Source organism: Aestuariibacter sp. GS-14, assembly GCF_006494365.1.
GTDB lineage: Bacteria > Pseudomonadota > Gammaproteobacteria > Enterobacterales > Alteromonadaceae > Alteromonas > Alteromonas mangrovi.
The window spans coordinates 349,954-362,731 of the sequence record NZ_VHIP01000004.1; the positions used below are offsets into that span (position 1 = coordinate 349,954).

At 44.2% G+C, this 12,778-nt stretch carries 10 protein-coding genes; 5 read left to right on the plus strand and 5 right to left on the minus strand.

What is annotated here, in order from left to right:
- Positions 1 to 86 precede the first annotated feature (86 nt).
- Genes yidC through rpmH form a run of 4 tightly spaced genes read right to left on the minus strand, consistent with a single transcriptional unit; the run spans position 87 to position 2,504 of the window.
- Positions 87 to 1,751 carry a membrane protein insertase YidC gene (gene yidC, locus FJ444_RS09420; protein ID WP_140957975.1) on the minus strand — a complete coding sequence of 555 codons (1,665 nt, stop codon included), beginning with the start codon at positions 1,749 to 1,751 and terminating at the stop codon, positions 87 to 89.
- A 10-nt stretch (positions 1,752 to 1,761) separates the two neighbouring features.
- Entirely contained in the window at positions 1,762 to 2,010 is a 249-nt protein-coding gene (yidD, locus tag FJ444_RS09425; RefSeq protein ID WP_217653449.1) for a membrane protein insertion efficiency factor YidD, read from the minus strand.
- Complete coding sequence (gene rnpA / locus FJ444_RS09430) at positions 1,995 to 2,354, minus strand: ribonuclease P protein component (RefSeq protein ID WP_140957978.1); 360 nt, start codon at positions 2,352 to 2,354, stop codon at positions 1,995 to 1,997. Before rnpA ends, yidD begins: the two co-directional genes overlap by 16 nt.
- Positions 2,355 to 2,369: 15 nt before the next feature.
- Entirely contained in the window at positions 2,370 to 2,504 is a 135-nt protein-coding gene (rpmH, locus tag FJ444_RS09435; RefSeq protein ID WP_014290886.1) for a 50S ribosomal protein L34, read from the minus strand.
- A gap of 558 nt (positions 2,505 to 3,062) precedes the next feature.
- Between rpmH and dnaA the strand changes: the two genes are divergently transcribed.
- The 5 genes from dnaA (at position 3,063) to FJ444_RS09460 (ending at position 12,205) form a co-directional block, all read left to right on the plus strand.
- Positions 3,063 to 4,544 (plus strand): chromosomal replication initiator protein DnaA, encoded by a 1,482-nt coding sequence (dnaA, locus tag FJ444_RS09440; RefSeq protein ID WP_140957979.1) that lies wholly within the window; start codon positions 3,063 to 3,065, stop codon positions 4,542 to 4,544.
- A gap of 33 nt (positions 4,545 to 4,577) precedes the next feature.
- Positions 4,578 to 5,681 (plus strand): DNA polymerase III subunit beta, encoded by a 1,104-nt coding sequence (dnaN, locus tag FJ444_RS09445; protein ID WP_140957980.1) that lies wholly within the window; start codon positions 4,578 to 4,580, stop codon positions 5,679 to 5,681.
- A 118-nt stretch (positions 5,682 to 5,799) separates the two neighbouring features.
- On the plus strand, positions 5,800 to 6,894 hold the full coding sequence (gene recF, locus FJ444_RS09450; RefSeq protein WP_140957982.1) for a DNA replication/repair protein RecF: 1,095 nt from the start codon (positions 5,800 to 5,802) through the stop codon (positions 6,892 to 6,894).
- Positions 6,895 to 6,901: 7 nt separating this feature from the next.
- Entirely contained in the window at positions 6,902 to 9,322 is a 2,421-nt protein-coding gene (gene gyrB / locus FJ444_RS09455; protein ID WP_140957983.1) for a DNA topoisomerase (ATP-hydrolyzing) subunit B, read from the plus strand.
- 162 nt (positions 9,323 to 9,484) lie between these two features.
- Positions 9,485 to 12,205, plus strand: a complete 2,721-nt coding sequence (locus tag FJ444_RS09460; protein WP_140957985.1) for a M14 family zinc carboxypeptidase — start codon at positions 9,485 to 9,487, stop codon at positions 12,203 to 12,205.
- 76 nt (positions 12,206 to 12,281) lie between these two features.
- Here FJ444_RS09460 and FJ444_RS09465 read toward each other — a convergent pair whose 3' ends face one another.
- Complete coding sequence (locus FJ444_RS09465) at positions 12,282 to 12,725, minus strand: hypothetical protein (protein WP_140957987.1); 444 nt, start codon at positions 12,723 to 12,725, stop codon at positions 12,282 to 12,284.
- Between the last annotated feature and the right edge of the window lie 53 nt (positions 12,726 to 12,778).

Genomic DNA, 12,778 nt, shown 5'->3' on the forward strand with positions numbered 1-12,778 from the left:
CTTATAGTAAACAAAGCCCGCAATGGCGGGCTTGTTAATTGTAACTGATATTCAATCAGATACCGTAAATTATGGCGCGCTGGTAATTATTTGCTGATACCGCGCTTTTCCATTGAAGCATAGATCATTTTCGCTTGTACCAGGGTAATCACGTTACTGATAAACCAGTACAGTACCAAACCGGCCGGGAACCAAATGAAGAAAATACTCATCATTACTGGCATCCATTGCATGATTTTCTGCTGCATTGGGTCGGTCATGGTGGTGGGTTGCAGTTTTTGCAGCATCCACATACTTGCGCCGGTTAATACTGGCAACACGAAATAGGGGTCCATTACCGACAAGTCGGTGATCCACAGAATAAAGCCTGCATGGCGTAATTCCACGCTTTCCAGTAGTACCCAATACAATGCCAGGAAAATAGGCATTTGTAATAGCAGTGGGAAGCAGCCACCCATCGGGTTGACTTTTTCTTTGCGGTATAGCTCCATCATGGCCTGAGACATTTTTTGACGATCATCGCCAAAGCGGTCTTTCAACTGCTGCATTTTCGGCGCGAGGTTACGCATCTTTGCCATAGACTCATATTGTTTCTTGGTGAGCCAGTACATAGCACCTTTCACAATAATGGTGATCAGGATAATCGCAACACCCCAGTTACCAACCAGTTCATGTAATACCTGAAGCAATTTAAACAGGTACTTTGAAATCATCCAAAGTGGGCCGTAATCTACGGTTAGGTCCAGCCCACGCGCCAATTCTGCAAGGGAATCCTGATCTTTTGGACCCATATACAAAATACTGCTTAACGTTAGTACCTGACCTGATTCCACACTGGCAGATTCACCTTTGTATCCAATAATGGCGTACTGACCATTCACCATACGACTGTACAAGGTATTGGTTTCGTCCTGAGGCGGAACCCATGCAGAAACAAAGTAGTGCTCCAGCATACCTACCCAACCACCTACTGTGGTTTGGCGCAACGCTTCATCTTCAATATCGTCGAAGGCATATTTATTATAGCGGTCATCCTGGGTTGAATATGCCGCACCGCGGTAGGTTGGCATAAACATATTGCCGCCTTTTTGCTCTGCGGTAGTTTGTTTAAGCTGGGCATATTGTTCGAATTGCGCAGTTTGACCCGAATTGTTTGTAATGGTGTATTCAACCGTTACGTCATTGCGATCACGATAAAACGTAAAGGTTTTTGTGATGCTGATGCCACTGCTGCTTGACCAGGTTAAAGGGACGGCAAGTGTATCGCCTTCCAGACTGTAATGTGACGCCTGAGCCTGATATAACGGTCGGCCTGATGCATTGCCATCTGGTCCATCGCGTCCAACCAATCCACTTTGCGCTACGTACAAATCTTTTGACGGACGAAGCAGGCTGTATGGTTCACTTGAACCCTGAGTAACCGGGAACTTCAGCAAATCTGCTTCTACAACATCGCCGCCTACCAAATTAATAGTGACATCGAGTGTGTCGGTAGACACGGTAATGGTGCTTTGAGAAGCACTTGCTTCAGCTTGCACCGAAGGTACATCCTCGCTGAGCGCCAGCGGCACATCTTCATTACCTGCTGCAGGTATTGATGAGGCTGCTGAAGGAACGCCTGCTGCTACGGGCGTGGTGTCTTGTGCAATCGGTTCAATGGGCTTAGGACCGTAGTCGTCGTTCCATTGTTGCCAGAGTAAAAAACTGACAAACGCGAGTGCAATAATGAGAATACTTCGTTGCGATTCCATACTGGGCTCTTTATTTTGAGTGTTTGTTATGTTCGTTGTGGGGTACTGGGTCGTACCCACCAGGGTGCAAAGGGTGGCATTTTAATATGCGTTTGATAGATAACCAACCGCCAATTAACAATCCGTGTGTTTTTAATGCGCCTAAGGCATACACCGAGCAACTGGGATGAAATCGACATCGCTGTCCTAACAGTGGAGAAATAAACCACCGGTAGAAATAAATGATAAGTAGTGGAATCGCAATTAATGCGAACTGCAGCGTTTTGCGAGCTTGTTCCATAACTTGTCCAGTACCGCATAGATTTCATCATTGGTTAAGTTGTCTGCACCGGTTTTGCCAACCACCACTATATCAATATTGGGGAGCTGTTGTGCACGATGACGAAAACTTTCTCGAATAAGGCGTTTTATTCTGTTTCGCTGATTTGCTTTGCGAATACGCTTTTTGGCTAATGTAATGCCAATACGAGGATGATTAAGCTGATTAACTCTACCTAGAACGGTAAAAGTAGGAGAAACTGCGGGAGTAGCGTTGTCGAAGACGAATTTAAAGTGGGAGGGAGCAAGTAGCCTTAACTCCCTGGAAAACTGGTTTTCGCCCACTTTTGGTAAATACCATTAAGCAGAAAGGCGAGCACGACCCTTAGCACGGCGGGCTGCAAGTACTTTACGACCATTTTTAGTCGCCATACGTGCACGGAAACCGTGAGAGCGTTTACGCTTTAGGTTGCTCGGTTGAAATGTTCTTTTCATGACCAAAGTCTCACTAATCGTGGTTAAACAAACTTATTTGCATCACGATAAAAACACATCGCACTGCAAAAGGACGCTGAATTCTAGAGATCTAAAGGGCTTGTGTCAATGGTAACCACTGCTTAATTAGTTAAATAAACGGTTTATTTTGCGCAGTGGTTGTTTAGTTTGGATCGCTACCTGTGAATAACTATATAGTCAAGTTAAATTATCCACAGAATTACAAGTTTTTTTATTGTAATTGGCATGGATCTTAAAATGATCCAATACTGATCGCCTATACAGGATCGTGGATCGGATTATTGTGATCCGGAATTTTATTTTAAGTTTTACTATAATTTACAAATAGATATGTTGTGTGACTGGAATAAAATTTGCGATCCTGATTTACTTTGGATCGAATAAGTAAGATAATCCACAGGCTGTGCGCACACAGCGCAATTTTGCCAACAAAGTAGATCGCACATTGCATTACTTTGCTTGCGTTGCCAAATATATAAAGAAACTCTGAAAACCAATAAATAAAAGCCCTCAGCTATAACGGAGCATAATAATAATATGTCTTTATGGAACCAGTGTCTGGAGCGATTGCGCCAGGAACTGCCGACTCAGCAATTTGTGATGTGGATAAGACCACTTACATCTGAACAGGATCACGCTGCTGTAACCTTGTATGCTCCGAATCGGTTTATTCTTGATTGGGTTCGCGAAAAGTATCGCGATAAAATCAATCAGTTATTTATAGAATTTGCAGGCACAGATGCGCCACAACTTCGTTTTGAAGTTGTTCAGCGTCGGTCGGCTTCGCATAGCATTGCCAGTGCGCCTGCGGTACCCGTTTCTCCGCCGTCCGCGCCAGCCGCGCACAATTTTTCTGCGGTAAATTCCGCTACTCATTCTGTTCGTAGAGACGTAGTAGTAGCACCTGTTGTGTCTGCTCAGACTATTCAACCAAAGCCTGCACCGGTAAAGCCAGCATCGACAGCGACTGTTGTGCCTATTCCGGAAGGCTTGAGTCACAAGAGTAATATCAACCCTAATTATCAGTTTGATAACTTTGTTGAGGGTAAAAGTAACCAGCTAGCCCGAGCGGCAGCGAGTCAGGTAGCGAATAATCCGGGTGGTTCCTATAATCCATTGTTTATTTACGGCGGTACCGGTTTAGGTAAGACTCACTTATTGCATGCTGTTGGCAATGGGATTATGGCTAATCGAACAGATGCAAAGATTGTATACATGCATTCCGAGCGTTTCGTACAGGACATGGTTAAAGCGCTACAAAACAATGCCATTGAAGATTTTAAACGTTTTTATCGTTCTGTGGATGCGCTACTCATCGATGATATTCAGTTCTTTGCTAATAAAGAGCGTTCTCAGGAAGAGTTTTTCCATACCTTTAATGCACTATTAGAAGGTAACCAGCAAATCATACTGACGTCAGACCGCTATCCAAAGGAAATTGACGGGGTAGAGGACAGACTAAAATCGCGTTTTGGCTGGGGATTAACCATTGCCATAGAACCACCGGAACTAGAAACGCGTGTTGCCATTTTGATGCGCAAAGCGGCAGAAAATAATATCCAGCTACCTAATGAAGTGGCGTTTTTTATAGCCAAACGATTACGTTCCAACGTTCGCGAACTGGAAGGGGCACTAAACAGGGTTATCGCAAACGCGAATTTCACCGGGCGACCAATCACTATCGATTTTGTTCGTGAAGCATTGCGCGATTTGTTAGCGCTGCAGGAAAAGCTGGTTACGGTGGATAATATTCAGAAAACGGTTGCTGATTATTATAAAATCAAAGTATCTGATATCCTGTCTAAACGACGCAGTCGCAGTGTTGCTCGGCCTAGGCAGGTTGCCATGGCATTAGCGAAAGAGTTAACCAATCACAGTTTACCCGAATTGGGTAACTTGTTTGGTGGCAGAGACCATACAACGGTGCTCCACGCTTGCCGCAAAATAGAGCAGCTAAAAGAAGAAAGTCATGATATAAAAGAAGACTATAAAAACTTAATCAGAACACTGTCTTCTTAAATCTATCACAAACAAAGGCGAGATAAGAATTCGATGAACTTTACCATCAGCCGGGAAAATTTCTTACAACCATTACAACTTGTTTCTGGTGCTGTTGAAAGACGCCACACTTTGCCAATTTTGTCTAACGTGCTCATTAAGGTAAGTGAAGGCGCACTATGGTTAACCGGCACGGATCTAGAGGTTGAACTTATCTCTAGTGTTAAATTAGAAGGTGATTTTGCTGAAGGCGAAATTACTGTTCCGGCTAAAAAGTTATTCGATATTTGCCGTGGATTGTCGGAAGGTAGCGAAATCAACTTCTCATTGGATGGCAACAAGGCGTTGCTTCGCGCTGGCCGCGGCAGATATACACTGTCTACATTGTCTGCCAGTGATTATCCTAATCTTGAAGATTGGGAAGGTGAGTTGGAATTTGAAGTGTCTGGCGCTAATTTGAAGCGCCTCATCGACAGTGTTCAGTTTTCGATGGCACAACAGGATGTACGTTATTACCTGAATGGTATGTCATTGGAAACCGAAGAGCATTTGGTTCGCACTGTGGCTACCGATGGTCATCGATTGGCTTTATGTCGTATGGAATACACGGCTGCAACCTTGTCTGCTCGTCAGGTTATTATTCCCCGTAAGGGTGTATTAGAGATTTCCCGTTTGATTGAAGACGACGATAAGTTGTTAAAGATTCAGATTGGTGCAAATCACATTCGTTTATTCTCTTCTGATTTTATTTTCACCAGTAAGTTAGTAGATGGTCGCTTTCCTGATTATCGCCGCGTATTACCCAAAGACGGTGATAAGATCATTCTGGCCAGAAAAGATGTGCTCAAAGACGCTTTCTCCAGGGCTGCTATTTTATCGAACGAGAAGTTCCGCGGCGTTCGATTAAATATTTCTCCGGGTGAATTAAAAATCACGGCAAATAACCCAGAGCAGGAAGAAGCCGAAGAGATTGTAGATATTGATTATCAGGGCGATTCTCTGGAGATTGGTTTTAACGTTGCTTATTTGATTGATGTATTGAATTCGCTTGTGTCGAACAACGTGAAGATTAATCTGACCGATGCTAATTCCAGTGCGCTTATAGAAGACGCCGAGAATGAAGCCGCTCTTTACGTTATCATGCCGATGCGTCTGTAGTTTGCTGCGTTTAAGTCGATTTTATTTGTATTAAAATGCCCATGTGATTTGAAATGATTTATTCAGTATCCCTGGGCATTTTTCGTTCTGCGCGAACGTGTAGTAGTTGGAGAGGAATGTGATTTTAACCTCACTATCATTAACTACATTTCGTAATTTCAATTCTGCGTTGCTTAATCCTTCACCTTCGTTGAGTATTATCATTGGAAAGAATGGGAGTGGGAAGTCCTCTTTACTGGAATCCATTCACTATCTGGGTTTTGGTCGCTCTTTTAGAACGAACAAACATCAGTCTGTAATTCAGCGTGAATCCGATGCCTTCACTATTTTTGCGCAGTGCCGCAACGAGGTTGACGAAGTATCGAAAATTGGATTATCCCGAAGTTTATCCGACCAGTTTCAATGCAGTATTAATGGAGAGCATTCAAATCGCCTTAGCGATTTGGTAAGTCTTGTACCTGTTCAGTTATTCACGCCTCAAAGTACCGATCTCGTTATTGGCTCGCCTTCAGAGCGTCGTCGCTTTTGTGATTGGGGATTGTTTCACGTGGAACAATCTTATGCAGGGCTAATGAAGCAATATGCAAAAGTGCTTAAAAACAGAAACGCGTTGCTTAAGGCTGGAATTGTGCAACGGCTAGAACGTGAACAGATGGCTTATTGGGATCAACAACTCAATATACTGGGGGAACGTATAGATTCACTCAGAAATTCTTATGTAGAACGATTAATTCCGCTATTTAACGCAACTTGTGAGCAATTTCTACCTGAGTTTTCCGTAGAAATTTCGTATTATAAGGGGTGGGAAAAAGACAGGTCTTTAAGTGATAGTCTTGAAAACAAAATGGCTTACGACCTGAAAATTGGACATACCTCAGTTGGACCGCATAAGGCTGATTTGAGGTTTAAAGTAAATAGTGTGCAGGCGCAGGAATTATTGTCTCGAGGGCAATTGAGAATGGCTGTAGCCGCGCTGCAGTTATCGCAAACAAAACTGTTTACGCTAGAGACTCAACGCCACGGTATTTTCTTACTGGATGATATAGGCGCAGAGCTCGATGCAGACAAAAGAGAAAGATTCATTGATGGCTTAATCGACACCGGGACGCAAGTATTTGTTACCGCCATTGAGCAAGAGCAACTTGAATTTGTACATAAATATAAAGACAAAAAAATGTTTCACGTGGAACATGGTAGCGTGAGCGAGGAGTAAGAACTAAATGTCAGAACAGAACACTTATGATTCTTCCAGTATTAAAGTTCTGAAAGGACTGGATGCCGTAAGAAAGCGCCCGGGTATGTATATTGGTGATACCGATGATGGTACTGGTTTGCACCACATGGTATTCGAGGTTGTAGATAACTCCATAGATGAAGCGTTAGCCGGCTATTGTTCCGAAATCAACGTACAAATTCACACTGATGGCTCTGTATCTGTATCAGATAATGGTCGTGGTATTCCAACTGCATTACACCCAGAAGAAGGGGTGTCTGCTGCTGAAGTAATCATGACGGTACTTCACGCCGGCGGCAAGTTTGACGACAATTCTTATAAAGTGTCTGGTGGCCTACACGGCGTAGGTGTTTCCGTTGTAAACGCATTGTCTAAAAAATTGAAACTGACTATTCGTCGCGGTGGAAAAACGCATGAGCAGGAATATCAACATGGTGTACCTCAAGCGCCACTTGCTGTGATTGGTGATACCGATAAAACCGGTACAGCCGTTCGATTCTGGCCAAGCAGTGATACCTTCTCTGACACGCTTTTTCACTATGACATCCTGGCTAAAAGACTACGTGAGCTGTCTTTTCTTAACTCAGGTGTATCCATTAAGCTAAGAGATGAGCGTGATGGTAAAGAGGATCACTTCCATTATGAAGGCGGTATCCAGGCGTTTGTTGAATATCTGAATAGAAATAAAACACCCATTCATCAGAAGGTATTTCACTTCTCTAGTGAACGTGAAGATGGCATTTCAGTAGAAGTGTCTATGCAGTGGAACGATGGCTTCCAGGAAAACATCTACTGCTTTACCAATAACATCCCACAACGTGATGGTGGAACACACTTAGCAGGTTTCCGTGGCGCACTTACCCGTACGCTTAATAACTATATGGAAACCGAGGGTATGAACAAAAAGGCCAAGACAACCACCAGTGGTGATGATGCCCGTGAAGGCTTAACTGCGGTTGTATCGGTAAAAGTACCCGATCCTAAATTCTCGTCTCAAACAAAGGATAAGTTGGTTTCGTCTGAAGTACGTCCAGCAGTAGAATCAGCCATGAACGAAAAGCTGGCAGAATTCCTGTTGGAAAACCCTGCTGAAAGTAGAATCATCGCGGGTAAGATCATAGATGCTGCACGAGCTCGTGAAGCTGCGAGAAAAGCGCGTGAAATGACTCGCCGCAAAGGCGCACTGGACTTAGCTGGATTGCCAGGAAAGCTGGCAGATTGTCAGGAAAAAGACCCGGCACTTAGCGAACTCTATATAGTGGAAGGTGACTCGGCAGGTGGTTCTGCCAAACAGGGTCGTAATCGTAAGAATCAGGCAATATTACCTCTGAAAGGTAAAATTCTTAACGTAGAAAAAGCGCGTTTCGACAAAATGCTTTCTTCTCAGGAAGTGGCTACGCTGATCACTGCACTGGGTTGTGGGATCGGTAGAGATGAGTATGATCCTGGCAAATTGCGCTATCACAGCATAATTATCATGACGGACGCCGACGTGGATGGTTCACACATTCGTACCTTGTTGCTGACATTCTTCTATCGTCAAATGCCCGAAATTATTGAACGCGGTTATGTGTATATTGCACAGCCACCATTGTATAAAGTGAAAAAGGGTAAGCAAGAGCAGTATCTGAAGGATGATGACGCATTAACCAACTACCTTACATCTATTGCGGTAGATGGTGCAGAACTTTTCACTTCAGAAAATGCGCCAGCGATTAAAGGTGTAGCATTAGAAAATCTGGTGAATCAATATCAGGCAATTGAAAAAATGATTGCCAGAATGCATCGTGTAATGCCTCCAAGTCTTTGGTATAAACTGATTTACACTAAAACGCTCTCAACTAGCGATTTGAATAATGAAGATGCGCTGACTTCATTTGCTAAGGAATTTACTGAAGCGCTTGAAACACAAGAAACTGATGGCGCTTTGTATAAGTTTGAAATCAAACGCGATCAAGAGCGTAGTGAATTCTACATTTCAATTATTATGCGAATGCATGGTATCGACTACGAGTACAATCTGGGTCGAGACTTTATAGAATCAGCTGAATATAAGCGTATACGCGACCTGAACGATGCCATCAATAACATGATGGAAGAAGGTGCCTATATTAAGCGTAATGAGCGCACAGAGCCTGTGAGCCAATTTAAACAAGCATTGGATTGGTTGATGGGCGAAGCTAAGCGCGGTCAGTATATTCAGCGCTATAAAGGTCTGGGTGAAATGAACCCTGACCAGCTCTGGGAAACCACAATGGACCCAGCCAGCCGTCGTATGCTTCAGGTTACCATTGAGGATGCTATCGGTTGCGACCAACTGTTTACTACATTAATGGGTGATCAGGTAGAACCGCGTCGTGCATTCATCGAAGCAAACGCGCTAAACGTAGAAAACCTGGATGTGTAGTAATAAAGAGTCCACATAAAATAGTTAATACCGAGCCCGACTTTTAGTCGGGCTTATTATTTTCGACCACAGCACGAAAACCTACTGCAACTTACATAGTGTTAGCGCTTGAAGCATGCTTAAATAATAAAAAATAGCTAAAAAGATACGACTGGAAAAACTATGGGAAAACTCAATACAATCAGTAAAACAATGATTGCTTCGTGCATTGTTGCCTTAACTTCGAGCGCATTTACGGGAAATGCACTCGCACAATCATTTAATGATATGCCAACTACCGAGTTCAGCTATTGGCCAGGTGTGAATTACAATGCCAATATTCCCACTACAGAAAGTATCCTGGGCTACAAGGTGGGCGAGCGAATCACCAGCCATGCCGACCTGATAAAATACTTTGAAGCCCTTGCTTCAGCCGCACCTGATAACATAAAGCTAGTTAAATATGGCGAAACCTGGGAAGGCAGAGCGCTCATTTATGCAGTGGTGGGTAGCGCAGAACATCTGGCTAATCTGGATGCGTTTGCGAACAATATGCAAAAGCTGTCTGACCCAAAAAGTCTGGGCAAAGGCGAAGCCAATCAAATTATAGCGTCTTTACCCAGTTCAGTTTGGTTGCAACATGGGGTACATGGAAACGAAATAAGCAGCACTGACGCAGCTATACAAACAGCCTATCATTTGCTGGCTGCACCAGAAGACCCGGTAAATAAAACAATATTGAGTAATACACTGGTATTTATTGATCCACTGCAAAACCCGGATGGGCGAAGCCGTTTTATAAGTCATTACTACGCAACAGTTGGGATGGTGCACAGTGATGACAGGTTAAGTGCTGAGCACAATGAACCATGGCCAAGAGGACGAAGCAATCACTACCTGTTCGATATGAATCGCGATTGGCTGGCAATAACACAACCTGAAACGGCTGGACGTATCAAAGCTATCAATCACTTTAAGCCAACGGTAGTGATTGACCTACACGAAATGGGGGGAGATGACACCTACTTCTTTGTTCCCGCAGCACAACCCATTAATCCATACATGCAGCCAGATCAATTAGCCAACAACGACATTATTGGAAAGAATAACGCCAGACATTTCGATGACTTTGGCTTTAGCTATTTTACCCGTGAGGTATTTGATGGCTTTTATCCTGGGTATGGTGACAGCTGGCCAACGTTTTACGGCGCCTCTGCTGCCACTTATGAAGTAGCATCAACCCGCGGTGAAATATACAAAACACGCACAGGTGAAATAAAACATTACCGCGACACGGTACAACGCCATTTTGTGGCCGCATTAAGCACTGCACAGGCAACCGCAGAAAACCGCAAGAAGATACTCACAGACTTCTATGACTACCAGGTAGAGGCCATCGAAGCGGGTGAGAACGATAAAAAAGAACGCAGCTTTATTCTGCCAAATACCCGGGACGTTGCAGGAACACATCGCCTGGCTACATTAATGGCTAAACATGGAGTGATAGTAAAGCAGGCAACAGAAGACTTTAAAGCCTGTGGTGAACGATACCAGGCTGGTGCCTATATTATTGACACCGCACAGCCAAGAGGGCGATTTGTAAAAACTACATTTACCGAACAAGTAGATATGCCTCAAGCATTCGTTGATGAGCAGGAGCGCAGACGAGCCAGAAAGCTCAGAGACGAGATATACGACGTAACCGGATGGTCATTACCCTTGATGTTCAATATCGATACTGCGCGTTGTGGTAAGGCCGTAGAAGTAAAAAGTCGGTTGGTAGATGAAACAGACAAGCTTGTTCAGCCATTTATAAACGCAGATGCAAAGGTAGCGTATCTTGTGCCTTGGGGTGATATGGCGGCAGGAAGATTACTCACAGCGGCGCTGCAAGCTGGCATATCACTGAAGAGCGCAGATGAAGCATTTACGTTGGAAGGCGTAAACTATCCCGCGGGCACACTGGTGATTGAACGCCATGCAAACGCATCGTCGTTACCACAAACAATGCAAACACTTTCAGAGCAAACGGGCGCAAAGATAGTGGGTGTGGATACCAGTTGGGTTACCAAAGGCCCAAGCTTTGGAAGTGAAAAAACTGTCCATATGACGGCACCCAAAATTGCTATGGCGTGGGACGAACCTACCAGTTCGTTGAGTGCAGGCAATACGCGATTTGTGATAGAGCAACAGTTTAACTATCCGGTAACCGCTATTCGCGCTGATCGTTTGCAACGTGCAGATTTGAGTCAGTACCAAGTGTTGATCCTACCTTCAGGTAATTACAGTCGGGACCTGGGTAAATCGGGCGCTGAGAATCTGGCTGGTTGGGTAAGCCGTGGTGGTGTGTTGATTACCATGTCTGATGCTACGCAATGGGCTGCCAGTGAAGCTGCTGGCTTGTTGGATGCCAAGCGTGAGCTTGCTTACAGTGAAGACGGCTCGTCATCACCAAAAGACAGTGATTTGATTGACGGCCAACTCATCGAATCAAAAGCCGACCTTATTCTTGCCATAGAAAATGATACGGATATGCCAGATAGCGTTGCAGGTGTTCTCGCTAAGGTCGAAGTCGATCAGGAACACTGGCTGACAGCTGGTGTAAATCCAGAAGTCATTGCAATGGTATACGGCAATGACATCTATTCCCCGGTAAAATTAGAAAGTGGCGAAAACGTAGCCTGGTTTAAGTCGAAAGAGGATGTATTGGCTAGTGGATACCTGTGGGAAGAAAACAAAGCGCAGCTGGCCTACAAGCCGTTTCTTATTCATCAGCCACTAGGTCGCGGAATGGTAATCGCATTTACTCAGGAGCCCACAACACGGGCGTATCTGGATGGACTTAACGTTATGTTCTTAAACGCTATTTTTAGATCTGCAGCGCATGCGGAGCCGGTAAGATAAGCTGTTAAAATAACATAGATATTTCGGAAAATAAAAAAGCAGGCGTTAGCCTGCTTTTTTATTTAAATACAATAGTTTAGGGCTTTTTTGTAACAGTTAGAACTATGCCGCTCGCTCGCTTACCTTTTACCGTAAACCGATAAACTCCTGTTTTTATGGGCGTGAACTGTAGATTCTCCGCATACTCGCCGCAGGTAAGTACGGTGTCTGAGTTCACAGAAACAGCATAACCTTTATAACTACTGCCACAGGTTTGCTCGGTTGACCAGGTTGCGTTAGAGAACTTGAAGTCGTAGGGCTGTTGGTCAGCAATAAGCTCTACATCAACATACCAACCATCTTTAGTCGACATGAGCTGATAGCGAGGTTGGGCTTCCCACCAGTTAAAAATGCCTCTTAAATACCAATCACTAAACACGATTTCAGGCTTTTGAGGGGTAAAAATAGGGTACTGCGCCGTTTGCGAACATGCCGTAAGTAGCATGACAATGGGGGCAAGTAATAACCTGTATTTGTGCATTACAACTCCAACACTCAGCGGGCTAAGCCTGGCCAAAAACATAACCAGGCAAG

What these genes read in the sequence shown, in the direction of transcription:
- gyrB (WP_140957983.1), top strand. Translation starts at nt 6,902, where the DNA reads ATGTCAGAACAGAACACTTATGATTCTTCCAGTATTAAAGTTCTGAAA.
- dnaA (WP_140957979.1), top strand. Translation starts at nt 3,063, where the DNA reads ATGTCTTTATGGAACCAGTGTCTGGAGCGATTGCGCCAGGAACTGCCG.
- yidC (WP_140957975.1), bottom strand. Translation starts at nt 1,751, where the DNA reads ATGGAATCGCAACGAAGTATTCTCATTATTGCACTCGCGTTTGTCAGT.
- dnaN (WP_140957980.1), top strand. Translation starts at nt 4,578, where the DNA reads ATGAACTTTACCATCAGCCGGGAAAATTTCTTACAACCATTACAACTT.
- rpmH (WP_014290886.1), bottom strand. Translation starts at nt 2,504, where the DNA reads ATGAAAAGAACATTTCAACCGAGCAACCTAAAGCGTAAACGCTCTCAC.
- FJ444_RS09465 (WP_140957987.1), bottom strand. Translation starts at nt 12,725, where the DNA reads ATGCACAAATACAGGTTATTACTTGCCCCCATTGTCATGCTACTTACG.
- FJ444_RS09460 (WP_140957985.1), top strand. Translation starts at nt 9,485, where the DNA reads ATGGGAAAACTCAATACAATCAGTAAAACAATGATTGCTTCGTGCATT.